Below are 23,611 nucleotides of genomic sequence, written 5' to 3'. Positions count from 1 at the left end.
TTAAAAAGGCGAGGGCGCTCATAGGCGATCCACTATTCCTGTGATCTATCTGATGATAAATGCTTAATTATTGCTTCGCGCAACAATAAACAATCGGGGAAATGCCAGTAAAATTTTGCCATTTTCCTGCAGTGGATATTGCTCCTGAAGTAGTTCGTGGTAGCGCGCCAGATACTGACGTTGCTCGCTTTCTCTCAAATCCTGCAACCAGGGGCGCAGGCCTGTAGAACTTACCCAGTCGATAATTGCTTGATGAGAATCCATAATGTGATAATACGTGGTGCGCCAGATATCCACCTCACAGCCAGTTTCGGTCAAAATATCATAGTAGGCATGTACGCCAGGAAGTGGCGCACGACCCCGGTCCGGGAAACCCTGTTCATAAGCCACTTCGCGCATCAGAACATGCGTGGGTTCCAGCCAGTTATCCGGCATTTGTACGGCCAGAACGCCGTTGCGACCCAGCAGCGATACCAGGTTCGGCAATAGTTCATAGTGATCGGGTACCCATTGTAAAGACGCATTTGCGTAAAGCAGATCCACAGGATGCTCGGGCTGGAACTGACTGATATCCGCTTCAATAAAATGGCATTGCGGTAATGCGTTGCGCGCTTCATTCAGCATGGCGGGTGAGGAATCAACCCCGGTTATTACAGCCGAAGGCCAGCGCTGATGCAGTAATGCCGTGCTGTTTCCCGGACCACAGCCAAGATCAACAACTGAACGAACACTCTCTAACGCCACTCTGTTGAGTAATTCCGCTGCGGGTCTTGAACGTTCAGTTTCATATTGCAGATAAAGCGAAGGGTTCCAGTCAGCCATGAATGAATCTCCAGTATGAGAGAAAAAGGCAGAAAGGACCGCATAAGTCCTTGCCGGTGAGCCATTTCATTTAGAAGATTATATGATAATGAAGGATAAGGGCAGAAATATGCCAGGAAGACAGATTGGCATGTCTGTGGTTTGCCTGCGTGAACTACAGTTATCAGTTTTGATGTTCAGTGAGTGATGTGGCACAGGTCGAAAATGGTTAGCGCTGGTAACGGCATTTGAAAAGAGGTTTGACCATCATTATCGAGCAGCACAAGGATTACCATAAAGCATCAGATTCTACCTTACTCAACACTTGTCAAAGCAAGTTTAAAATGTCACCTCTTTGTGCAAGATAGAAAGGGCACTTTCAGCCTATGTAATCATATTAATGTGACTGCTGCGTTATCCCACTCAACCAATTAATAAAGCAAAAGTTAAATATGAAAGACTGGAATAAAAATATAACGAAAACATCTTAATATGGAAATATCTGTGTCAACGGGATCTTTAGTTATTGAATATCTGGTTCTAAATAGGTTCTACATTCAACGGGAAGGGAAACCAAATATCTATATGTTTTTTATAAATACCATTACGTGGCAAACAACAATCTGCATATTTTTTTAAAGAATCTCCACATGGACAAATATTTTCTGGCGATAATACTCCATCATGTTCTTTCGCCTTAAATCTCCAGGTCGTAATATTGAAAATTTGATGTGGGGATTGTATGTATTTGACAACACTAATTAAAGTTGAATAGTTATAATGATCACCATCATTGGAGAAAAAAACACTACATTTGTTAACGGGATTACTAACTATGTCATAAGTAATTAATTCAAAATCGATCACTTCATCAAAGCAAAGAACTCCATTATAAAGTTTATTTTTAACATGACCACAATCATTAATAAAACTACGGGTTGTATTACATACTGAACATTTCACTTCTTTTATTATTTCACGAGAACTACCGAAGATTTTATATGGGAATAACGCCTGCCAATTACATACCATTCTCGCTAAGAAGTTAACACCATAGAAATTAACCTCAGGCAGAAACTCATTATTTTCTTTAATATGTATTAAATCTATTTCTATCCTTTCAAGTTCTACCCATGCTTCATAAAAATCACCTCTTGTAAGTAAATTAATGACTTGAATATATTTTAAATGGGCTAGTAAAATTGTTTTGTATAAAAACAATCTGTTTGATTCATTATTCAAGCTCAAGGATTGAGCTTTTTTTAACTCAGCATTAAGATAATCAAGAATAGCACTATCTTCTTGAGTAATACACATCCAACGCTTTAACTTTTCGTGAATATTCATAATATCTATATAGATTTTTATTTGATTTTGTTAATTACTTTTAAAACATCGTCTACTTTTCCAGAAACAGTGTATTTCACATGTTTTCCTGATTTATTTTTTTTAATTATAGAGACTTTAACGTCTATATCTCTAGTTCCAAAGTTATCAATTTTTTTCTGAATATAATTTGAAACAAGATTTACTAAAAAAGGTATCATTACTGATGTGGCAAAGAAAGTGCCTAACGCTAACGTTATACTGTTTAATTGCAGGTACGAAACACCATTAGAATCTCCGTACACTTTAACATTAGAATGTGATTGCTTGGTGAACTGGAAAAAATCCAGTGCATTACCTCCAGTAATTTTTGAACTATCAAAAACGATCGCAATCTCATCATCTTGAGGTTCATATGAAGAAATGATTTTTACCTCTTCATCTTCATCACTCATTTCACTCAAAGTAATGGGGTTCATTCTCAACTCCTTGTTTTATATTTTTACATTCAAATTTTACTATACGACTGGTTAATTGCTCCTGTCCAACACACACCAGAGTTCATATGCTTAGCATACAAGGGACCAATGCCAGTAGCGACAGGCTAGTGTGTCAAAAAACCACATGAAGATCAATCTCCTGCGGAAAATTTGGCCGCAATTAGTTTCATTGTCCTTTCCATGCCTTGATAAACTGTCGCATCTGTAATGTTTAACCTTGCGAGTTCCTTAAGTATTCTAGCTTTGTTTCTGATCACTATTTTTTCTACTTTAAACTCTTGCATAGCATCATCAGGGTTTGAAACTAAATCGGGATAAACAGCATTATTCCCAAATAATAAGAATGCACCTGACTGTGATGACATCCTTTCATTATTATTTCTTCCTTTAACGAAAATTAACCTTTCCAAATCTGATGGTATAATTACATCTTTAAAATAAGGTTTTTCATCTTTAATGTAATGTATGAGTTTTTGACAAGCTTCAGTTTTATTGAAAGCCTCCTTGTCCATTTTACAATCCAGCTGATCTTTCAGTGTTTGACTTAGCATTGATATATTTGATATGCAACTTACTGTATCAGAGTCAAAGAATTTTATACGATCCCTTTTTGTTTTGAAAATAATAACATGTCCATCAACCTCATTTGTATTTTCATTATTACTAATGTCGCAACAAGCGAAATACAGAGCGATTAGTGGATTTGATGTTATATCCAACAAACGAGTTGGTAGTCCGTAGTGTTGCATCCTTACTAACTTGTCTAGCATTGTTTTATCATCAACAAACTCAGTTGGCCTTGCTGTTAGGGCTTCACGGACTAAATTTGATTCACTGTGCAAATGCTTGAAGTTACCTTTTTTGTTTTTCCTGAAAACTGATGGAGCCAACTCGTAAGATACATCAGAATGTCCACGATAAAATATTTCTGCATCTTCTTCATGATCTTGTTCTAAAACACGCGCCATGAAACTTTGAACATTATCTATTATTGGGTAGTTATCAACTTCATCAGGAAGTGCTTCAGTAGGAGGAAGTGGTGTACTTCTTGTCGTTATATTTAGAAGTGCTAATGTTTGATTTAAATCACGTGCTTTTATTCCCCAGTGAGTCCGTTTCAGCCCATATGCACCTAATTCTAAAGCTGTTTGATATAACTCTTTGTTTATCACTACGACATCATCTTGTGAGTGAGTGATTCTGAAATCAAACTCAACATTTTTGTTAACTGTTCGTAGATTTGAAATTACACCAAGTCGCAAAGTAATGTATTCAACATTGTCTCGGGAATAAAGTTCTGACATAAAAAGCGTAGGTAATTTCTCAATATAAGATAATGCTTTATCATTCAAAGGCGTTAACTTCAACCGGATGTCATCAGAGGTGCCTTCTAACATACGTGATATAGGAAAATCACAACTCCCACTAACCCGTTCATACATGGGCCAATGTTCAAAATAGTCAGGTTCTCCGCCCATAATTAGATTAAACATTAAAACTAAATCCTTATATTTTACTTAATGAATTATTTACAATCCAATCAATTGCGCCAGAGGTGCGAATCCAAGGCTTTATATTATGATTCACATAATAAATGGCTTCATCCATTCCACCTAACGTGATATATCCACTGTTAGACTTGATCTGTAATCTGCACTTCGATAACAAGCCGGGGATGTGTCTATTAGAATCAATCGCAGCTTTAGCGATATCATCGGCATCCGGGGATGACTGTCGGTAGGCGAGTAGGGCGCGTGTATACTGAAAAAACGAACGCATATCCCCAGGATAATCGTCCAGTAGCAAGGCCAGATCATCCACCATTTCAAGCTCAAGGTAATAGTTCGCTAATAAATGACGAATCCCCTGGTTATCGTTCGGGTTGAGCTTCAGCATTTCGCGGCTATGAGCCATAGCCGGATAAAAATTACCAGACTCCCATAAGGCCTCAGCCAAAGCTGCTTTTGCTCTCATATATGGACGTGTTTCGACAAATCCCCAGAAACGTCCTGCGAACTCCTGAAAATCCTCGCCAAGTGCAATGCTGGCTGCGTACAAAGCAGTCTCCAGCTTCCCGATTTTTGACTCAGGAGGTTCTTGAGATATCTCGCAGTAGAATGAGTATGCGTCAGCACAGAGCGGGGATTTCTTGATAGCTTTTCTGATGAGTTTCAGCACAACTTCCAGGTCATCATTTTCCCAGGCATCGAACATGAACTCCTGAGCCGCAACCAGATCTAGATGTAATTGCTCAGAGCTGACAGCAGTTTTATACAAATCAACGCGCTTTGTAGTCGGGAATTTAATCATCTCAAGTATCCTTTTGGGGACTCACTGTTCCGGTACTTTGCAGCACTGATGGTCGATTCTATCGCTTTGAACTTGCCACAAACAAGCTCGGGTCTGCCAGAACGGGATTGATAGCCCGGAGCTGTTCCTGGATGCGCACCTGAGCCTTACGGCTGGGCGATTTTTTGCTTCGTTCCCGTTTGCCTTCGCTTTCCCGCTCATCCTGTTTTACCTGAGCCAGTCGGAGTACAGTCCCGAGACGTTTGTTATCAACAATCTGCCCCTGGTCGACACAGGCCAGCTTATCAAATGCCTGGCACTTAAGGCTCCGGTGCCCATAGAGGAAGGCGAGGGTGCCATCGGGATAATCCAGTACTTTAATTTTTTCACCGGCAAGACGGCTATTTTCTTCTGTGGTGTCCATGAGATAAAGGATCTTATCGTACTGGAAGGTCAGTGATTTCGACACGGTACGAACATCATGCCAGGCAAAGATGTCTCTTAATTCATCGGGGCTTTCCTGCACCGGACGATGCAAATCTTTGGGGAACTTAGCCGGTCGTGAAAACCGGCTGTTAAAGTCAGCGATGAAAGTGGCAAGCCAGGCATTTGCGGCCTCAATGCCGGTTATACCTTCCAGACGCATTTCTTTGATCAGCCGATCCTGAAGTGTCTGATTCGCACGTTCCACGCGGCCTTTAGCTTCAGAGCTGTTGGCACAAATAAGCTCGATTGCCAGGTCATAAAGCACACGTCCGAACTGGGTAACGGTGGTATTGCGTTTCTCCGGACCACTGACGCGAAATATTGCGTGTTTGTCACTGTACAGCGATACCGGCTTCCCATGCTGCTCGATGTATTCCCGGGTTGCCAGCATGTAGTCAAAGGCTGTTTCTGACTCGCTGAACCGCAAATGCATCAGACGCCCGGTGGCATCATCGATAAAGACCAGCAGGCAGCATTTTGGCGCACGGCCTTCAAACCAGTCATGGTGGGAGCCGTCGATCTGGATAAGTTCACCCAGACAATCACGCCGATGTCGGGGTTGATAAACCCGTGACTTACGGCGAGCATGCGGGACCCAGAGTCCGTCAGACGTCATCCAGTTGCGGACGGTCTCGATTGAAAGCCGGATATTATGGCGCTCTCTGAGTTTTTCTGCGGCCAGTGTGGGCCCAAAGTCACTGTAGTTTTCACGTATCAGCGTGAGTACTCGTAGTTTGAGAGATTCGGTCAACCGGCGGTTGCTGGGCTGGCCGCGTTTGCGGCTGACAAGTCCTTCAGCACCAGAAACTCGGTAACGATTGATAAGTCGTTGCGCCTGACGTTCTGAAATGCCAAGCTGTGATGCTGCATCACGACGGCGTAGACGCTTTTCACAAACTGCCTGTATCACCGGTAGGCGGTGGATCTCTTTATCTGACATGGTCACCAACATGCGTTGAGCCCCTTAGAATTGCATTCAGTTTAGCTTACTCTAAGGTGACGTTTCTATCTGGATAAAAAGTGACATTACTAAATGGTTCTAACAACACTTGTCAAGGCTCAATTGAAATGTCCGTTATCCAGCTCAATTAAAATGACCACTTTGATCTCTCATTCTCTTTACTGATAGACTTTCCTCCGACTGAAACAACAGGATGATTGAGCCCATGCTTCGATACGAGTTAACGCCGAACAATGCAGGTTTTATACTGTGGGGAGATTCAGAAGCCCTGAATGAATTACATGAACTCATTCATTACATCGTGGATGAAAGCCCACTGATTAAAGTTAAAGACGGATTTATGTTATCCCTTGCCTATGATATTCGTAAAGCACGGGAAGGTAATCGTCGTGTTGAGCAACATCAGTATGATCAACATGATACATATAAGCTTTATGGTGTTGAGCTTTTATGGCCTCTGGTCCTGGTACAGTCCTCAATACTCAGAAACTCAATGGGTTATATTCAGACAGACAAAAACCAGCTGTCTGTCATGTATGCCTTTGAATACCTGATAGAATCAGCATTAACAGAGTCTGAGAGAACAACGTCGAATGATATTATGCTAACAGTAAAATATGCATCAGACTCTGATTTTAATTTCATTGAGGATAATATTGACAGCAGGTGCTGCTATTTTATCAGCCTATCTCCGGAGCAAAGAAAAAAGCAGTTAATCAGTATTGTTCGTTCTTTTCATTCATTATGGGGTAAGTATGCCCGTGAAAAGCAGGACATAAAGATGCTGAACGAAATGAATAATACATCATGGGTCTGGCCGGACAATATCAACTGGTGAGCAACCACTGTCCGGCCAGTGAGTACCATCAGCGGGCTCTTTTACCAAAAATGTCCTCTGAACGTGACTGAAGCTGTTTGAGTGCTTCGAGCATGTCATCATTATCCAGTGAGCGCTGGGATTTCTTCCCTTCCTGCTTTGGCCGTCGTCGGGAAGGGCCATCTCCAGCGGGAATTGACTGAGAGCGCGTGTTATCCCGCTTGCTCTGCACCAGACTGATAAACTCCAGGGTTCGGCCAAGACGCTTGTTATCGACAATCGCGCCCTGGTCGATTTCTGACAGTCGGTCGTAGGTAGAGTAGGGAAGTAGCGTACCGTTCAGGCGCAGCTCTTTTCTGCCATCAGGATAGTGATACACATCGATATATTTACCTATTGCACGGCGACTCAGTTCGCTGTCTTCAATCAGGTACAACATTTTATCATATTGTATCGTCAACGATTTTGAGACTTTACGTTTTTCACGAACAGTGAAAATAAGCCCCAGGTCCTCATCATGTTCTACAGCACGGTGTACGTCAAAATCATGTCGCGGTACTTTGCCAAAACGGCGGTTATAGTCAGCCATATAGGCCTCAGCGAAGTCATTTGCAGCCTCCATTGAACAAATGCCCTGTAACCGCAGCTCTTTGACCAGACGATCCTGTAAAGTGAGGTGAGCTCGTTCTACACGCCCTTTGGCGGGACTGGTTTCTGCACAGATAGTCTGGATGTTCAGTTCATGCATGGCTCGCCCAAACTGAGTATGCCCGTCTCCGCCTGTGGCGTGTTTATTGTTAACACGAAAAACACCGGCTTTATCGCTGTACAGTGCCAGCGGTTTACCATGCTTATCGATATAGCGCCGCGTGGCTTCGAAGTAAGAAAACGTGGACTCCGATTTAACAAACAACAGTTCCATCAGTTTGCTGGTTGCATCATCAACATAGACCAGCGCGGTGCAGGCCGGGCCACGGCCTTCAAACCAGTCGTGATCACAGCCATCTATTTGTATCAGCTCACCAGTACACGGACGCCGGTACCGTGGTTGAGGGATCCTTGCGGCACGTTGTTTACGGGGAACCCATAAGCCAGCCCGCACCATGATGCGCCGGACAGTTTCTTTGCCAAGAAACAGTCCGTGGAGTTCTTCGAGCTTTTCACGCGCCAGAGTCGGACCGAAATCAGCATAACGCGTCTTGATCAGTTCCAGAGCCTGATCTGCGAGCCCGGGTGGCAACTGGCGGTTACCACGCATGCCACATCGTCTGCTGGCCATACCAAGCGGTCCGCCTTCACGGTAACGGGCAAGAAGTCTGCGGCATTGCCTGTCGCTGATACCGAGGTGCTCGGCCGCACGGCGCGTTGTGATGCGACGTTCAATGACGTCCTGTATAATCTTGATCCGGTTGATCTCTTTCAAAGTAAACACTCCTGAGCTTTCTGCGCTCATGATATGCCTCCCGGTAGTTTAAACGGACCAGTGAAGCTTACCATAGCGCGGACATCTGAATTGAGCCACAGGCGGACATTACTATTGAGCCATTACAACACTAGTGCGCATAATGTATATTATGTTAAATGCAATTTAGTATTTGATGGATGCTTAGTTCATAGCCCTTAGCTGACGCCGTTCCATCAAATCCTTACCCTTCCCTTATCTGCTACGGTAACAAGTTTTCGTCAGATGACCCCGAATGCAGATCCCTCTTTAGCCATTCTCAGTTTGGCGGTTCCGGTTGGTACACAGTGATGAAAAACGATAAAGTCAGAGCTGTTGTCGCCTTCGAGTCAGGAAGCGGTTTTTTTCATTCCTGGAAAAGCTCCCCCTGCTAATCCTGACTGAAAACTGCTGGACATGACTGTCTGCCTTGAGCAAAAGCAGACAGTCACTTTGATTTTCTACCGTAAGTTTTTTCTTTTTTTATAATCAATGCATCGGGCTAGATATTTTTGTAACAACTTTATAAGTTAAAGATCTGCCGCAATAACAGATTCCTTTATTTATAATTAGAGGTTTGCAACGTTGTGATAGACTTTTTGAACATCATCGTCATCTTCAAGGGCATCCACGAGTCCTGCAAAGATTTCTAAATCTTCTGGTGAAAGTTCAACTTCTGATTGAGCAATCATTTCTAATTCTGTTGTTGAGAATTCAGTAATCCCAGCGGCTTTCAGTGCTGCAATTCCTTTATGAAGGTCTGTAGATTCAGTATAAATAACGATGTTTCCCTCTTCCTCGGTTACATCGCGAACATCTACATCAGCATTAAGCAAAATTTCAAAAATATGGTCAGGATCTGTTCCTGCAAATACAATCACCCCGGTATTGTCAAACATATAGCTGACAGCACCTGCCGCTCCGATATTCCCGCCTTTTTTATTGAAAATTGAGCGGACATTAGCAATCGTACGGTTAACATTTGACGTCAATGTTTCAGCGATAATCAGTGAACCACTTGGACCAAAGCCTTCATAACGCCCTTGCACGAACGTTTCATCGCTGCCGCCTTTGGCTTTATCAATTGCTTTATCAATAACGTGTTTAGGAACCTGTGCTTGTTTCGCACGTTCAATAACGAATTTTAAAGCTGAGTTTGATTCTGGGTCTGGTTCACCTTGTTTGGCAGCGGCATAGATTTCTACACCGAATTTTGCATATATATTAGACGTTGCACCGTCTTTAGCAGTTTTTTTAGCAACAATATTTGCCCATTTACGTCCCACTGGAATAGTCTCCTCAGAAATTCATTTACATTACATGCAGATTAATAACCTGCAAATTTTTCCGCAACATTATATCATGATATGTAAACTCTCGTCCATGAAAAACAAAATATCCATGTTTTACTAAATGTTACTTTAATTTTATCAATAGTTAACATTATGGATATGTTATTTCAGTTTTTTTGGATCTTTAGTTTTTTAATTTTAATAGTTGAATGGTGGCAATAATACATAAATAAAGAGAAGCTGAAGTAACAATCCAGGTATAAATACCCACTTAAGATTAATGAACGCATCTAATCCAGATCTTTTCTTCAGCAATGTCTGGCTGATGTTTACTTCTTAATCATGAAAGCCTGAGGAACAGATGCCATTGCTGGTCGCCCCGCTTTCTTGTAACCTTCTTCCCGTTGCACTACTGACAAAATCTGGAACCACTGAACTGGACTTCATATGAATGCTCATATTTCTAAAGACCCTTTACATGGCGTAACGCTTGAAATGCAGGTCAATGCACTGGTTGATCGTTATGGTTGGGCTGAGCTGGCGCAACGCATTAATATCAACTGCTTTAAAAATGAGCCGAGCGTTAAATCCAGTCTGAAGTTTCTGCGCCGCACGCCGTGGGCGCGGGCAGAAGTTGAAGCGCTGTACCTGGATTCACTGCATGATCTGGCCTCAAATAACACCACCGAACCGGCGTTCGATCCCTGGGCTAACAGCCGCAACAAGAAGAATTAAGAGCAAAATCTGATGTCAGCATCCGGTTTTATTTCAGCAAATTATCAGAAAAAACTGGCGAATATTCTCGCCCGTTCCCGAGCCAGGCTGCCGCGTACCAACATGACATGGTTCGCGCTGCTCGTAGGCAGTATGTTGCTACTTGGCAGTTGTTCTTCACAGCCGCCCGGTTCAAAAATCACCCCACTGCCCCCGGTGGGCAAACCACAGCAGACCAAGGAGCCGGTGCGCGGTATCTGGCTGGCAACGGTTTCGCGTCTTGACTGGCCGCCGATTTCATCCGTCAACATCAGCTCGCCTGCCGTTCGTATCAGCCAGCAGCAAAAGGCGCTGACTGACAAGCTGGATAATCTGAAACGTCTTGGTATTAACACCGTTTTTTTCCAGGTGAAGCCCGATGCCACTGCGCTGTGGCAATCTACAATCTTGCCGTGGTCAGATACCCTTACCGGTAAAATTGGTCAGGATCCGGGTTACGATCCGTTACGGTTTATGCTCGATGAAGCGCATAAACGCGGAATGAAAGTCCATGCCTGGTTTAACCCCTACCGCGTGTCCGTTAACACTAAACCTGCGACGGTTACCGAATTAAACAACACGCTGTCACAGACGCCTTCCAGCGTTTTTGTCCTGCATCGGGACTGGATCCGTATCTCGGGCGAGCGTTTTGTGTTAGATCCCGGTATTCCCGAAGTGCGTGACTGGATAACCAGTATCGTGGCGGAAGTGGTTGAGAATTACCCGGTTGACGGCGTGCAATTCGATGATTACTTCTATACCGAGTCTCCCGGCTCTGCGCTCAACGACAGCCAGACCTTCAGAAGATACGGCCAGGGATTCGTCTCCAAAGCTGACTGGCGGCGCGATAACACGCAACGCCTGATCGCTCAGGTTTCACGAACCATTAAGAAACTCAAACCTGAAGTTGAATTTGGCGTCAGCCCTGCGGGCGTGTGGCGCAACCGTTCGCACGATCCGGCGGGCTCCGACACGCGCGGCGCGGCAGCCTATGATGAATCGTATGCGGACACCCGCCGCTGGGTGCAACAAGGCTTGCTGGACTACATCGCCCCGCAGTTGTATTGGCCTTTTGCCCGCGACGCGGCGCGTTACGATGTGTTGGCAAAATGGTGGGCAGATGTCGTCAAATCAACCAACACCCGCCTGTATATTGGGGTGGCGTTGTACAAAGTCGGTGAGCCGTCGCGAAAAGAACCTGACTGGACGGTCAAAGGCGGTGTGCCGGAGCTGAAAAAACAGCTCGATCTGAACGAGTCTGAACCGCACATTAACGGCACAATTCTGTTTCGCGAAGATTACCTTAATCAGCCGCAAACGCAGGAAGCCGTGACCTATATTCGCAGTCGTTGGGGGCGTTAATGGTCGTCCGTATTGGATTTATAACGCAAGAGCGTCCGGTAATACGGACGCTCTTAACCGATCCATCAGGCAACTGAAGGCTCAGGCAATCTGAATGATGAGACCAGCATCGCCAGCTGTTCCGCCTCCTCTTTCAGCGCCTGCGTTCGCGCGGCGGCATCATCTATTAACGAGGCGTTTTGCTGAACTGTGCTGTCCATTTCGGTAACAGCCAGCGTAACTTCGGAAACGCCCTTGCGTTGTTCTTCACCCGCAACGCGTATTTCCCCCATTAACTGACGTACCTGACGTACATTACTGACCAGCTCTCCCAGACGTTCGCCCGCATTGTGAATTTGCTGACTTCCGCTACCTACATGAGAAACGGATTCATCGATCAATGCTTTTATTTCCTGCGCGGCGGTGGCGCTGCGCTGGGCCAGCGTGCGCACTTCGGAGGCCACAACGGCAAACCCTCTCCCGGCATCACCTGCTCTGGCTGCTTCAACCGCGGCATTCAGGGCGAGAATATTGGTCTGGAACGCAATGCTGTCGATAACCGCGACAATTTCCACCATTCTGCCGGATGAGGCACTGACGTTATCCATTGTAGAGATAACACCCTGCATAACATCGCCGCAGCGGTTGGCCGTTTGCGCGGTGCTATCAGAGAGTTCATCCGCCAGTTGTGTATTACTGGCATTTTGATGAACGGTCGCATTTAACTGTTCCATCGCCGCTGAACTCTCTTCCAGCGCAGCGGCCTGTTGCGTCACGCGAGATGAAAGTTCCATATTACTGTCTGCCAGGCTGACAGCGTTATTCGCCACCACTACGCTACTGCTTCTGACAGTGATCAGAATGGCTGAGATTTTATCGACGAACAGGTTAAACGCTTCGGCGATAGCGGAAATCTCATCTTTGCCACGCACATCCAGGCGACGGGTAAGATCGCCTTCTCCCTGCGCAATGTCATCGAGAGCCTGACGGGTATCATCGAGACGTGAAATCAGTCGGCGAACCACCAGCCAGGATCCCACCAGCAACAGGGTCATGATCGGGATCAACACTTCCAGCACGTCCTGCATCATCACTTTGGCAAGGCCGACGATACGCGATTCAGGCGTCGCAAGACCAACAACCCAACCGGTATCCGCCATCGGGAACAGCATCACCCGTGAAGCTGAATTCAGGACGTTATCATTTGCAAGCGTAATCGTTTTCACCCCATTCGCTGGGCGCAGAGATTTCAGACCATTTTCCACCGGGATAAGCCATTGCGCGCTTTGCGCCAGATCGTTAATGGTTTTATATTTCGCCAGATCGGCCTGCGGGAAATAGAGAATTTGTCCCTGCTTGTCCACCACAAACGCGTAACCACCGGTGCTGTTTCCCTGCTGCTGCATGAAAGTGGCGACGTTATCCAGGCGAATATCGGTGGTGGCGACACCGGCAAACTTGCCCGCCAGTTGATAAGGTACGCTGCACGTCACCATGTTGACGCCTGAACTGGCGTCCTGGTAGACATCAGACCATAAGCAACTGTTTTGTGAATGCCCTTTAGCATGCTGATACCAGTTTTCATTGTGGTATCCGCTTGACCCTTCGACGTTATAGTCGTTGGAATACACCAGTTTACCTTCAGCATTACGCGCCCAGAAAAAGCTTCTTTTCTCCACACCTGCGGTGAAAGCGTCTGGTTCTGGCCAGATGCCGCCGCCGGTAATAATCGAATCTTTATCTTCACCAATCAGATGCGGAACGACGCTTTGATAAAGAGATTCATCATTTGGCAGCACCTCAGCCAGTCGTGACAAGCTAACGGTCTCACCTTCAATTCGGGACAATACGGTACTCAACTGGCGGGTTAAACCTTGCCCTGTTTCTTCGATCAGGGCGGTGTTGATTTCAACGACGCGCGGTTGGCCACGCCAGAGCATAATCACCACAATAACAAGGGTCGTGACTGCAAGCAGCAGAATGCCGCCGATGGTTAAACGCGTTGAAATACGAGTAGGATACCAGGCCATACAAACTCCTTCTGCAAAAGGCTAACTTTTATCCAGTATCGGCACAGGCGTTTATATCTTTATAAAGTTTTCTTAAGTATCACAAAATAAATAGGTGACATTGTCACAAATAGCAAAACCCAGCACTTTGGCTGGGTTTTAATAATGACTTAATCTTATTTGGATAATTCTTTTTTGATTTCGTCTTTTATTTTGCTTAATTCGCTCTGCGGATGTTTTTTACAAAGTTCAACGGTCAGAGGAACTGCAGTAGTCACGGTTTCGTTATAGTCTACGTAATCGCCACCCTTGAAATCTTCGTCTTCATTGAGCACCCAGAAAGCCACCGGGGCCATAGTTTGCGGGTTCAAATCAATAAACTCCTGGCAATTCATGCCTTTTGGAGTCACTTCAGTTTTAGCGTTATCAGTTGCTGCATTGACGCTGACACTGGTTAACAGCGCTGCGACCAGAATACCTGCTGTAGAAAGGGAGAATTTATTCATTGTAGTACTCCATTTATAATATAAATAATATCTACACTTGCGCTTCAAACCGTTAATGTAGTTCGCAAAAAATAATACCCCTAACGTCATAAGAATAAAGATTGCCACCATTGATATGGCTGAAATTTATATTTCACATTACTGATTCTGATGTCTGGGCGTAAAACGTGGCCACAATGTGATCGTTCCGACGAAATCAGCAGATTCATACCCCTCTTCCCCTGTCGCTGCACCAAAACTGAACTACGCTGCACAAATGTTGATCATTAGTTAACGGATATGGGCTGATTTTTAACAAAAACGGTCGGCGTGCCGCTGTTACCAACATGGCACGCGTCCTGCATTGTTAATTTGCTAACAGTGAACCGTACTCTGACAAACAATTAACAGCGAGAAGGTGATGACAGCGAAACCGGAGTTATTTACCCGCATAGAGCAGACCTTTAGCCAACTGACGCCCAGCGAAAAGCGCGTGGCCGGGTGGCTGTTAGCCCATGCTGTGCAGATCCCTTTTGAAACCGCGGATGGTATTGCTAAAGCGACTGGTACCAGCGGCATTACCGTTGGACGCTATCTGCGTAAACTGGGCTTTCGCAATCTGGAAGATGCAAAAGCCAGCCTGCGGGAGCTACCCGTCGTCGCCTATCAACCCTGGGGGATGAACGAGCGGCTGGACTCCTGGCACCAGCAACAAAGCCTGCCAGATCGCGCGCAGCAGTCGCTGTTACTGGAAATCGACGCCATTACCTATGTCTATCAACTCGCGCAAGGCGAAACGTTTTTACGCATAGCGCAGCGGCTGGCGCATGCGGAAGCCGTGTATATCCTTGGGATCCAGTCCACCCGCGGGATCGCTAACGCCTTTTTCAGTCACCTGGAATACCTGCGGCCTAAAGTCAGCTACTCCGAAGGGCTTTCCGGCAGTTGGGTTGAGTCGCTGAATTCAGGATTCACCCAGCCTTACGTGGTGATCACCGATATGCGCGCCTATTCCGCTATCTCGCGACAATATTGCCGCGTTGCCACAGAACGCTGCATTCCGCTGGCGTTAATCACCGATGTGTGGTGCCCGTGGGCCAGAGACTATTCCATTGACTTACTTCAGGTGAAAACTGACACCGGACATTTCTGGGACTCACTGGCTCCGGTGAGCTGTCTGTTCAACTTATTACTCTCTGCGGTGGTGGCACAACTGGGTGACTCCCTCGCAGAACGCCTGCAAACCAATCGCCAGTTACAACAACAATTTGGTCAATTCGAACAATAAACAGGAAACGTGCTATGTCAGAAACCCCAGAACTGGTCGATCTGTCGGTGATATTCCCGTCGCTACATATCGATCTTAAATACGCTACGGCAGACAACATTACCGGCGCCCCTATCTACCGGGAAGCTCGTTGCCTGTTGCACACCGAGGCGGTCACTGCGCTGGCGAAAAGCATCAGTATTGCGCAACTGGCGGGCCTGAAACTTGTGGTATACGACGCGTATCGCCCGCAGCAGGCGCAGGCGGTGCTGTGGAATGCGTGTCCGGATCCTCAGTATGTTGTCGATGTGGCGATAGGATCCAATCACAGCCGCGGAACGGCCATTGACGTTACGCTAATGGACGATCGTGGCAATCTTCTCGATATGGGCGCGGGCTTTGATGAGATGCACGACCGTTCCCATGCCTGGCACCCTTCTGTTCCTCCGGCCGCGCAGCGCAACCGCCTGCTGCTCAATGCCATTATGTTCGGCGGCGGTTTTGTCGGTATCACCAGCGAGTGGTGGCATTTTGAATTACCTGATGCCGCCCGCTATCCGCTGCTTGACGATCAGATAGATTGTTACACTGTCACACCCATAACAACACAACATTCCCTTTAATTCTGGAGCCTGGTTATGAAGACTACACTTGCGTTAAACGCGTTTTTTCGCCCCGCTCTGATAGCCGTTGCGCTGGCGTTTGCCCTGCCCGCTGCGCAGGCCGCCGTTCCCAAAGATATGCTGGTGATCGGCAAAGCTGCCGATCCGCAGACGCTCGATCCCGCCGTGACCATCGATAACAACGACTGGACGGTCACCTATCCCTCTTATCAGCGACTGGTTCAGTACAAAACAGATGGCGGTAAAGGCTCCACGGAAGTTGAAGGCGATTTGGCCAGCGGCTGGAAGGCCTCTGACGACCAGAAAGAGTGGACGTTTATCCTGAAAAAAGATGCCAAATTCGCCGACGGAACGCCGGTGACGGCTGATGCGGTAAAGCAATCTTTTGAACGCCTGCTCAAAATCGGCCAGGGGCCTGCAGAAGCGTTCCCGAAAGATCTGAAGGTCGAGGCTATCGATAACAATACGGTGAAGTTTACCCTCAGCCAGCCATTTGCGCCGTTTCTGTATACGCTGGCCAATGACGGGGCCTCAATTATTAACCCGGCCGTCTTAAAAGAGCATGCTGCAGACGATGCCCGCGGATTCCTGGCGCAGAACACGGCAGGCTCCGGTCCCTTCATGCTCAAAAGCTGGCAAAAGGGACAGCAGTTGGTGCTGGTTCCTAACCCATATTATGCCGGTGCAAAACCGGCGTTTAAGCGGGTTTCGGTAAAAATCATCGGTGAAAGCGCCTCTCGCCGTCTGCAATTGTCGCGGGGTGATATCGACATTGCTGATGCGCTTCCGGTTGACCAGCTTGCCGCCTTAAAACAGGAAGGCAAAGTTAACGTGGCGGATTATCCCTCGTTGCGCGTGACCTATCTGTATCTGAATAACAGTAAAGCGCCGCTCAATCAGGTGGATTTACGCCGCGCCATCTCGTGGGCCACCGATTATAAAGGCATGGTAAACGGGATCCTGAGCGGCAACGGTAAGCAAATGCGGGGTCCGATCCCTGAAGGCATGTGGGGTTTTGACGACAAGGCCATGCAGTACAGTTTCGATGAAGCCAAAGCGAAAGCGGCGTGGGACAACGTTGCCACCAAACCTGACAGCCTGAGCTTCCTGTACTCGGATAATGACCCTAACTGGGAACCTATCGCGCTCGCGACCCAGGCAAGCCTTGGCAAACTGGGCATTAAGGTCAAGCTGGAAAAACTGGCGAACGCCACCATGCGTGACCGCGTGGGCAAAGGAGATTACGACATTGCCATTGGCAACTGGAGTCCAGATTTCGCCGATCCGTACATGTTTATGAACTACTGGTTTGAGTCAGATAAGAAAGGCTTGCCGGGTAACCGTTCGTTCTATGAAAACGGTGAGGTCGATAAGCTGCTGCGTAGCGCGCTGGCCACGACCGATCAGGTTGCCAGAACCAATGACTACCAGCAGGCGCAAACTATCGTGATTGATGAAGCCGCCTACGTCTATTTATTCCAGAAAAACTATCAGTTGGCGATGAACAAAGACGTCAAAGGATTTGTATTCAACCCCATGCTGGAACAGGTCTTCAATATCTCCACCATGAGTAAATAAGCCACGTTAATGCGGAGCCGCTCTGGCTCCGCAAGGGGAAGCTAATGACGTTCTGGAGCATTTTACGCCAGCGATGCTGGGGACTTATTCTGGTGGTTATCGGTGTTTGCGTAATCACTTTTATTATTTCGCACCTGATACCTGGCGACCCCGCGCGGCTATTGGCGGGCGATCGCGCCAGTGATGAAATTGTCGAAAATATTCGCCAACAGTTGGGGCTGAACCAGCCGCTGTACGTCCAGTTTTTTCGCTATGTCAGCGACATTTTTCACGGCGATTTAGGCACCTCTATTCGCACCGGACGTCCGGTGCTGGATGAGCTGCGCATCTTCTTCCCCGCCACCCTTGAGCTGGCTTTCTGCTCCTTGTTGCTGGCGCTGGTTATCGGTATTCCTTTGGGCATTTTATCTGCGGTCTGGCGCAACCGCTGGCTAGATCACCTCGTTCGCCTGATGGCGATCACCGGTATCTCCACGCCAGCATTCTGGCTGGGGCTGGGGGTTATCGTGCTGTTTTATGGTCATCTGCAAATTTTACCCGGCGGTGGACGTTTAGACGACTGGCTGGATCCGCCAACTCACGTCACCGGGTTCTATCTGATTGATGCACTGCTGGAAGGCAATGGCGAAGTCTTTTTCAATGCGCTTCAGCACCTGATCCTGCCATCACTGACGCTGGCCTTTGTGCACCTGGGGATCGTTGCCCGCCAGATTCGCTCCGCCATGCTGGAGCAACTGAGTGAAGATTACATTCGCACCGCTCGCGCCAGCGGGTTGCCGGGCTGGTACATTGTGCTGTGTTACGCGTTGCCAAATGCGCTTATCCCCTCGATAACCGTTCTCGGCCTGGCATTGGGCGATCTGCTCTACGGTGCGGTGCTGACTGAAACGGTCTTCGCCTGGCCGGGAATGGGTGCCTGGGTGGTGACGTCGATTCAGGCGCTCGACTTCCCGGCGGTAATGGGATTTGCCGTGGTGGTCTCTTTCGCCTATGTGCTGGTTAACCTGGTGGTGGATTTACTCTACTTGTGGATCGATCCACGAATTGGACGCGGAGACGCACAATGATGCTCACACAAGAAACGCCAGCCGCGCCTCAGACAACACGCCGTCGCACGGACTGGGCTAAACTGTTCTGGATGATGAAAAGCAGCCCGCTGACGCTGGTTGGCGGGGTCATCATTGTGCTGATACTGCTGCTGATGGTGCTGTCGCCGTGGATAACCCCTCACGACCCTAATGCCATCAATTTGAGTGCACGCCTGCTGCCCCCGTCAGCCGCTCACTGGTTTGGTACCGATGAAGTCGGCCGCGATCTGTTCAGCCGCGTTCTGGTGGGTAGCCAACAATCGGTCGTTGCGGGGCTGGTCGTGGTGGGTATCGCCGGGGGATTGGGGTCGCTGCTGGGCTGTTTGTCTGGCGTAATGGGCGGACGCGCCGATGCAATTATTATGCGAATAATGGACATTATGCTGTCCATTCCCTCGCTGGTGCTGACGATGGCGCTGGCCGCCGCGTTGGGTCCAAGCCTGTTTAACGCCATGCTGGCGATTGCTATCGTACGTATTCCGTTTTATGTGCGCCTCGCACGCGGTCAAACGTTAGTAGTGCGCCAGTTTACCTATGTGCAGGCGGCGCGGACCTACGGCGCATCACGCTGGCATCTGATTAGCTGGCACATTTTACGTAACTCTCTGCCCCCGCTAATTGTGCAAGCGTCGCTGGATATCGGCAGTGCGATCCTGATGGCCGCCACGCTCGGATTTATCGGTCTGGGCGCACAGCAGCCCAGCGCTGAATGGGGAGCGATGGTCGCAATAGGCCGTAACTATGTGCTTGATCAGTGGTGGTATTGCGCTTTCCCCGGCGCCGCCATTCTGATTACCGCCGTAGGCTTTAATCTCTTTGGCGATGGTATTCGCGATCTGCTTGACCCGAAAGCCGGAGGAAAACAGTCATGACACAACCCGTGCTGGAAATCGAAGATTTGCATTTGAGTTTTCCCGGCTATAAAGCTGACGTGCATGCGCTTAACCATGTATCGCTGCATATCAACCGCGGAGAAATCGTTGGGGTGGTTGGTGAGTCCGGTTCCGGTAAGTCCGTGACGGCCATGCTCACCATGCGTCTGCTGCCGGAAGGCAGTTATCATATCCACCAGGGACGCGTTTCGCTGCTGGGGGAAGATGTGCTCAATGCCAGCGAGAAGCAAATGCGCCAATGGCGCGGCGCACGCGTAGCGATGATCTTTCAGGAACCCATGACGGCGCTGAATCCGACCCGACGCATCGGTCAGCAAATGGTGGAGGTTATCCGCCATCATCAGGCGTTAAGCCGCACGGATGCCCGTCAGAAAGCCATCGCTTTACTCCAGGAGATGCAAATCCCGGACGCGGCGGAAGTCATGAAGCGTTTCCCGTTTGAGCTTTCCGGCGGGATGCGCCAGCGCGTAATGATAGCGCTGGCCTTTTCGTGTGAACCGGAGCTCATCATTGCCGATGAACCGACCACCGCTCTGGACGTCACGGTGCAACTGCAGGTGCTGCGTTTGCTGAAGTTAAAAGCGCGAGCCAGCGGGACAGCCGTGTTATTTATCAGCCATGATATGGCGGTGGTTTCACAGTTATGCGACCGGTTGTACGTCATGTATGCCGGAAGCGTGATTGAGAGTGGCCCAACGCAAACCGTTATTCAACGCCCGATGCATCCCTATTCCATTGGTCTGCTGAAATGCGCGCCGGAACACGGCGAGCCGCGCGCATTGCTGCCCGCCATTCCCGGCACCGTGCCGAACTTAACCTGCTTACCGACGGGATGCGCGTTTCGCGAGCGCTGCTTTGCCGCTGGCCCCCGTTGTGAAGAAACACCTGCGTTACGCAGTCAGGGAGGCGGGGATCAACAATCTGCCTGCTGGTATCCGCAACTGGAGACAACACATGTCTGATTTTTTACTGGCGCTGCAGAATGTTCATGTCAACTTCCCTGCGCGTAAAAACTGGCTCGGCAAGGTAACGGAACGGGTGCATGCGCTCAATGGTCTGGATTTAGAGATCCGTCAGGGGGAAACGCTGGGGATTGTTGGCGAGTCCGGCTGTGGAAAAAGTACGCTGGCGCAACTGCTGATGGGGATGCTGAAACCCAGTCAGGGCAACTATGCACGCCGTGGTGACAAGCAGCATACCGGTATGCAAATGGTCTTTCAGGATCCCCTTTCATCGCTGGATCCGCGCTTACCGGTATGGCGGATTATCACCGAACCGGTGTGGATCCAAAAACGTCCTGCAGAACGTGAGCGCCGTATGCTTGCTGAAGATTTGGCGCGACAAGTGGGAATTCGTCCTGAATATCTCGACCGCCTGCCGCATGCGTTTTCCGGTGGACAGCGCCAGCGTATTGCCATCGCCCGGGCGTTGTCATCAGAGCCGGACGTGATTGTGCTTGATGAACCTACTTCGGCGCTGGATATCTCCGTGCAGGCACAAATTCTCAATCTGCTGGTGTCATTGCAGGCGCGCAGAAACCTGACCTACGTGCTTATCTCGCACAACGTGTCGGTGGTCCGACATATGAGCGACCGCGTGGCGGTAATGTACCTCGGGCAAATTGTTGAGCTGGGCGATGCGCAGCAGGTACTCACGCAGCCCGCCCATCCCTACACGCGATTATTGCTGGATTCGGTCCCTAAAACGGGAGCACCGCTGGCGGAGGATTTGGTGTTACGGAAAACCGAACTACCGGGGAACCGAACGCTGCCCCAGGGTTGTTTTTTCCGTGACAGATGTCCACTGGCGACCAGCGGCTGTGAGAAGAAACAGGCATTGCTGAAAAGTGATAGCGGTGGTGAAGTTCGCTGCTGGCGGGCGGTTGCATGAGCTGAACGGTTGGCGTATTGCGTGAGAGTCAGGTGCAATACGCCTTTTTCAGTGAATCCACCAGCACTTCAGAAGCGGTAGATAACTTATGATGCGCCGAACGCAAAACGCCGATCCGACGCTGGATCACCGGCGTATCCAGATCGATACAGGTTGCACCCAGCTCTGTCATTTGCGTGCGGCACAATGCGGGCACGGCGCTGCCGCCCAGTCCGCTCGCCACCAGGCGACCAACCGTCACCAGTTGATGGCTCTCCAGCGCCACTTCCAGCGTATGCCCACTTTGCACCAGCTGTTCTTCCAGCATCAGGCGCACGGCGGAAGGACGTTGCAGGGTGATAAAATCCAGCGTCAGTAATTCGCGCCACGCAATACGATCCCGTCCCGCCAGTTTGCATGTCGGCGGAACAATCGCGATAAAACGATCCACGCCGAGCGGGGTGAAATGCAGATGCCCTGAAGAGTCCGGCTCAAAGGCAATGCCCATCTCCACCCGCCCTTCACTGACCATCTCAATCACTTGTTCGTTAATCACGTCATGTACCGTTACGTTGATCCCGTAGTAGGAATCACGAAACGTTTTCAGTACCGATGGCAGGACGTTAGCGGCGAATGAGGGCATGGCGGCAATAGAAATTTTCCCGCGCTGCAGCGTAAAGCGTTGGCGCATTGCCTCTTCCGTATTCTCCCAGTCCGCCAGCAGCTGTCGCCCCATGTTGAGCAGCGTTTCTCCCTCCTGCGTCAGGGTCACTTTGCGGGTGGTTCTCAACAGTAACGCCCCGCCCAGTGAATCCTCCAGTCCTTTAATCGCCAGGCTTAAAGCGGGTTGCGACATATTCAGTCTTTCACTGGCATGAGCAAAATTCAGAGTGTGAGCTACCGCTAAAAACGCGCGTAACTGTTTGATGCTCATTCCCATTTCGCATTCCTTTAACTTGTTGAATACCTTTAATTAACATTAAATTGATAAAAAAACCCAATGAGTGAGTCACAAATTTAAAATTAACAAATCATTTTTCACCCCCAATGATGTCGGCAAGGACAACAGGAGGGGCAAGTGTATGGCTGGACTGGATAAACGGGTTGCCACCTATCAAGAGGCGCTGGCAGGACTGACCGATAACATGACGCTGCTGGCGGGCGGTTTTGGCTTATGTGGGATCCCTGAGAACCTGATTGCCGAAGTACGCCGTCGGGAGGTTCAGGGGCTTACGGTTGTGTCAAACAACTGCGGCGTGGATGGTTTTGGCCTTGGCGTTCTGCTGGAAACGCGCCAGGTACGCAAAGTGGTCGCATCTTATGTAGGTGAAAACGCCCTGTTTGAGCAGCAGGTTCTCAGCGGTGAACTGGAAGCTATCCTGACGCCGCAAGGCACGCTGGCTGAGCAGTTGCGCGCGGGCGGCGCGGGGATCCCGGCATTCTTTACCGCGACCGGTTACGGAACCCCGGTCGCGCAAGGGAAAGAAGTTCGCGAGTTTGCCGGACGCCCTTACATCTTAGAGCAGGCGATAACCGGTGATTTTGCGTTGGTTAAAGGTTGGAAAGCCGACTGGTACGGCAACGTTATTTATCGCCACACCGCACAAAATTTTAATCCGCTGATGGCTGCCGCTGGGCGTATTACCGTCGTGGAAGTTGAAGAAATTGTCCCTCCCGGAGAGCTGGACCCCGCCGCAATTCACACCCCCGGAATTTACGTTAACCGCATTATCCAGGGGCAGTTTGAAAAACGTATTGAACAACGCACCCTGCGCCAGAAAGGAGCCTGACC

The 23,611-nt window shown here is 48.6% G+C and carries 22 protein-coding genes; 11 read left to right on the top strand and 11 right to left on the bottom strand.

Features of this window, described 5'->3' with window-relative positions:
- Positions 1-63: 63 nt before the first annotated feature.
- The 6 genes from tam to HV350_RS12860 form a co-directional block, all read right to left on the bottom strand.
- A complete protein-coding gene (tam, locus tag HV350_RS12885) occupies positions 64-822 on the bottom strand; it encodes a trans-aconitate 2-methyltransferase (RefSeq protein ID WP_181628628.1) in 759 nt (252 codons plus the stop codon).
- A gap of 519 nt (positions 823-1,341) precedes the next feature.
- Positions 1,342-2,148 carry a hypothetical protein gene (locus HV350_RS12880; RefSeq protein WP_016239971.1) on the bottom strand — a complete coding sequence of 269 codons (807 nt, stop codon included), beginning with the start codon at positions 2,146-2,148 and terminating at the stop codon, positions 1,342-1,344.
- A 17-nt stretch (positions 2,149-2,165) separates the two neighbouring features.
- Complete coding sequence (locus HV350_RS12875; protein ID WP_016239970.1) at positions 2,166-2,606, bottom strand: hypothetical protein; 441 nt, start codon at positions 2,604-2,606, stop codon at positions 2,166-2,168.
- A 152-nt stretch (positions 2,607-2,758) separates the two neighbouring features.
- A complete protein-coding gene (locus tag HV350_RS12870; RefSeq protein WP_000482601.1) occupies positions 2,759-4,120 on the bottom strand; it encodes an FRG domain-containing protein in 1,362 nt (453 codons plus the stop codon).
- Between the two features lie 13 nt (positions 4,121-4,133).
- Positions 4,134-4,937, bottom strand: coding sequence for a hypothetical protein (locus HV350_RS12865; protein ID WP_000589340.1), 804 nt, complete (start codon positions 4,935-4,937; stop codon positions 4,134-4,136).
- 58 nt (positions 4,938-4,995) lie between these two features.
- Positions 4,996-6,342, bottom strand: a complete 1,347-nt coding sequence (locus tag HV350_RS12860; protein WP_076611902.1) for an ISNCY-like element ISLad2 family transposase — start codon at positions 6,340-6,342, stop codon at positions 4,996-4,998.
- A gap of 226 nt (positions 6,343-6,568) precedes the next feature.
- Between HV350_RS12860 and HV350_RS12855 the strand changes: the two genes are divergently transcribed.
- Positions 6,569-7,201 (top strand): hypothetical protein, encoded by a 633-nt coding sequence (locus HV350_RS12855; RefSeq protein ID WP_001567369.1) that lies wholly within the window; start codon positions 6,569-6,571, stop codon positions 7,199-7,201.
- 28 nt (positions 7,202-7,229) lie between these two features.
- Here the strand turns inward: HV350_RS12855 and HV350_RS12850 are convergent, their stop codons facing one another.
- Together HV350_RS12850 and HV350_RS12845 are read right to left on the bottom strand one after the other, a co-directional pair.
- Complete coding sequence (locus HV350_RS12850) at positions 7,230-8,633, bottom strand: ISNCY-like element ISKpn21 family transposase (RefSeq protein ID WP_001567368.1); 1,404 nt, start codon at positions 8,631-8,633, stop codon at positions 7,230-7,232.
- Positions 8,634-9,190: 557 nt separating this feature from the next.
- A complete protein-coding gene (locus tag HV350_RS12845) occupies positions 9,191-9,907 on the bottom strand; it encodes a YebC/PmpR family DNA-binding transcriptional regulator (protein ID WP_016153084.1) in 717 nt (238 codons plus the stop codon).
- A 453-nt stretch (positions 9,908-10,360) separates the two neighbouring features.
- On the opposite strand from HV350_RS12845, the gene HV350_RS12840 reads away from it, so the two are divergent.
- Both HV350_RS12840 and HV350_RS12835 read left to right on the top strand, forming a co-directional pair.
- Positions 10,361-10,648 carry a VF530 family protein gene (locus tag HV350_RS12840; protein ID WP_016153085.1) on the top strand — a complete coding sequence of 96 codons (288 nt, stop codon included), beginning with the start codon at positions 10,361-10,363 and terminating at the stop codon, positions 10,646-10,648.
- Positions 10,649-10,660: 12 nt separating this feature from the next.
- Positions 10,661-12,028 carry a glycoside hydrolase family 10 protein gene (locus tag HV350_RS12835; protein ID WP_181628627.1) on the top strand — a complete coding sequence of 456 codons (1,368 nt, stop codon included), beginning with the start codon at positions 10,661-10,663 and terminating at the stop codon, positions 12,026-12,028.
- A 65-nt stretch (positions 12,029-12,093) separates the two neighbouring features.
- Here HV350_RS12835 and HV350_RS12830 read toward each other — a convergent pair whose 3' ends face one another.
- Both HV350_RS12830 and hdeB read right to left on the bottom strand, forming a co-directional pair.
- Positions 12,094-14,037, bottom strand: a complete 1,944-nt coding sequence (locus tag HV350_RS12830) for a methyl-accepting chemotaxis protein (protein ID WP_181628625.1) — start codon at positions 14,035-14,037, stop codon at positions 12,094-12,096.
- 155 nt (positions 14,038-14,192) lie between these two features.
- Positions 14,193-14,522 carry an acid-activated periplasmic chaperone HdeB gene (gene hdeB, locus HV350_RS12825; RefSeq protein ID WP_003019999.1) on the bottom strand — a complete coding sequence of 110 codons (330 nt, stop codon included), beginning with the start codon at positions 14,520-14,522 and terminating at the stop codon, positions 14,193-14,195.
- 400 nt (positions 14,523-14,922) lie between these two features.
- Here hdeB and HV350_RS12820 point away from each other — a divergent pair, with 400 nt between their 5' ends.
- The 7 genes from HV350_RS12820 to HV350_RS12790 are packed head-to-tail and all read left to right on the top strand — an operon-like array spanning position 14,923 to position 21,840.
- Positions 14,923-15,789 carry a MurR/RpiR family transcriptional regulator gene (locus HV350_RS12820; protein WP_016156533.1) on the top strand — a complete coding sequence of 289 codons (867 nt, stop codon included), beginning with the start codon at positions 14,923-14,925 and terminating at the stop codon, positions 15,787-15,789.
- Positions 15,790-15,803: 14 nt separating this feature from the next.
- Complete coding sequence (gene ddpX, locus HV350_RS12815; protein ID WP_016156534.1) at positions 15,804-16,391, top strand: D-alanyl-D-alanine dipeptidase; 588 nt, start codon at positions 15,804-15,806, stop codon at positions 16,389-16,391.
- A 15-nt stretch (positions 16,392-16,406) separates the two neighbouring features.
- Positions 16,407-17,969, top strand: a complete 1,563-nt coding sequence (locus HV350_RS12810) for an ABC transporter substrate-binding protein (RefSeq protein WP_181628623.1) — start codon at positions 16,407-16,409, stop codon at positions 17,967-17,969.
- Between the two features lie 44 nt (positions 17,970-18,013).
- Positions 18,014-19,036, top strand: coding sequence for an ABC transporter permease (locus HV350_RS12805; protein WP_016153091.1), 1,023 nt, complete (start codon positions 18,014-18,016; stop codon positions 19,034-19,036).
- A complete protein-coding gene (ddpC, locus tag HV350_RS12800) occupies positions 19,033-19,929 on the top strand; it encodes a D,D-dipeptide ABC transporter permease (protein WP_016156536.1) in 897 nt (298 codons plus the stop codon). Before HV350_RS12805 ends, ddpC begins: the two co-directional genes overlap by 4 nt.
- Entirely contained in the window at positions 19,926-20,912 is a 987-nt protein-coding gene (locus tag HV350_RS12795) for an ABC transporter ATP-binding protein (RefSeq protein WP_075848212.1), read from the top strand. Before ddpC ends, HV350_RS12795 begins: the two co-directional genes overlap by 4 nt.
- Positions 20,905-21,840, top strand: a complete 936-nt coding sequence (locus HV350_RS12790; RefSeq protein ID WP_047359106.1) for an ABC transporter ATP-binding protein — start codon at positions 20,905-20,907, stop codon at positions 21,838-21,840. Before HV350_RS12795 ends, HV350_RS12790 begins: the two co-directional genes overlap by 8 nt.
- Positions 21,841-21,868: 28 nt before the next feature.
- Here HV350_RS12790 and HV350_RS12785 read toward each other — a convergent pair whose 3' ends face one another.
- Positions 21,869-22,759 carry a LysR family transcriptional regulator gene (locus HV350_RS12785; protein WP_181628621.1) on the bottom strand — a complete coding sequence of 297 codons (891 nt, stop codon included), beginning with the start codon at positions 22,757-22,759 and terminating at the stop codon, positions 21,869-21,871.
- 142 nt (positions 22,760-22,901) lie between these two features.
- Between HV350_RS12785 and HV350_RS12780 the strand changes: the two genes are divergently transcribed.
- The gene (locus HV350_RS12780) at positions 22,902-23,609 is read left to right on the top strand and encodes a CoA transferase subunit A (RefSeq protein ID WP_046276373.1); all 708 of its coding nucleotides are present in this window, start codon (positions 22,902-22,904) and stop codon (positions 23,607-23,609) included.
- Positions 23,610-23,611: the final 2 nt, after the last annotated feature.

The organism is Citrobacter sp. RHBSTW-01013 (assembly GCF_013781985.1).
GTDB lineage: Bacteria > Pseudomonadota > Gammaproteobacteria > Enterobacterales > Enterobacteriaceae > Citrobacter > Citrobacter braakii.
Note: the sequence above shows the minus strand (reverse complement) of the source record. Positions and strands in the feature narration are given on the sequence as shown.

Bases quoted from the DNA above. Each gene is read 5' to 3' on its own strand.
- HV350_RS12840 (WP_016153085.1), top strand. From the start codon at position 10,361: ATGAATGCTCATATTTCTAAAGACCCTTTACATGGCGTAACGCTTGAA.
- HV350_RS12805 (WP_016153091.1), top strand. From the start codon at position 18,014: ATGACGTTCTGGAGCATTTTACGCCAGCGATGCTGGGGACTTATTCTG.
- HV350_RS12785 (WP_181628621.1), bottom strand. From the start codon at position 22,759: ATGGGAATGAGCATCAAACAGTTACGCGCGTTTTTAGCGGTAGCTCAC.
- HV350_RS12820 (WP_016156533.1), top strand. From the start codon at position 14,923: ATGACAGCGAAACCGGAGTTATTTACCCGCATAGAGCAGACCTTTAGC.
- tam (WP_181628628.1), bottom strand. From the start codon at position 822: ATGGCTGACTGGAACCCTTCGCTTTATCTGCAATATGAAACTGAACGT.
- HV350_RS12865 (WP_000589340.1), bottom strand. From the start codon at position 4,937: ATGATTAAATTCCCGACTACAAAGCGCGTTGATTTGTATAAAACTGCT.
- hdeB (WP_003019999.1), bottom strand. From the start codon at position 14,522: ATGAATAAATTCTCCCTTTCTACAGCAGGTATTCTGGTCGCAGCGCTG.
- HV350_RS12880 (WP_016239971.1), bottom strand. From the start codon at position 2,148: ATGAATATTCACGAAAAGTTAAAGCGTTGGATGTGTATTACTCAAGAA.
- HV350_RS12810 (WP_181628623.1), top strand. From the start codon at position 16,407: ATGAAGACTACACTTGCGTTAAACGCGTTTTTTCGCCCCGCTCTGATA.
- HV350_RS12835 (WP_181628627.1), top strand. From the start codon at position 10,661: ATGTCAGCATCCGGTTTTATTTCAGCAAATTATCAGAAAAAACTGGCG.
- HV350_RS12795 (WP_075848212.1), top strand. From the start codon at position 19,926: ATGACACAACCCGTGCTGGAAATCGAAGATTTGCATTTGAGTTTTCCC.
- HV350_RS12870 (WP_000482601.1), bottom strand. From the start codon at position 4,120: ATGTTTAATCTAATTATGGGCGGAGAACCTGACTATTTTGAACATTGG.
- HV350_RS12790 (WP_047359106.1), top strand. From the start codon at position 20,905: ATGTCTGATTTTTTACTGGCGCTGCAGAATGTTCATGTCAACTTCCCT.
- HV350_RS12780 (WP_046276373.1), top strand. From the start codon at position 22,902: ATGGCTGGACTGGATAAACGGGTTGCCACCTATCAAGAGGCGCTGGCA.
- HV350_RS12875 (WP_016239970.1), bottom strand. From the start codon at position 2,606: ATGAACCCCATTACTTTGAGTGAAATGAGTGATGAAGATGAAGAGGTA.
- HV350_RS12855 (WP_001567369.1), top strand. From the start codon at position 6,569: ATGCTTCGATACGAGTTAACGCCGAACAATGCAGGTTTTATACTGTGG.
- ddpC (WP_016156536.1), top strand. From the start codon at position 19,033: ATGATGCTCACACAAGAAACGCCAGCCGCGCCTCAGACAACACGCCGT.
- HV350_RS12830 (WP_181628625.1), bottom strand. From the start codon at position 14,037: ATGGCCTGGTATCCTACTCGTATTTCAACGCGTTTAACCATCGGCGGC.
- ddpX (WP_016156534.1), top strand. From the start codon at position 15,804: ATGTCAGAAACCCCAGAACTGGTCGATCTGTCGGTGATATTCCCGTCG.
- HV350_RS12850 (WP_001567368.1), bottom strand. From the start codon at position 8,633: ATGAGCGCAGAAAGCTCAGGAGTGTTTACTTTGAAAGAGATCAACCGG.
- HV350_RS12860 (WP_076611902.1), bottom strand. From the start codon at position 6,342: ATGTCAGATAAAGAGATCCACCGCCTACCGGTGATACAGGCAGTTTGT.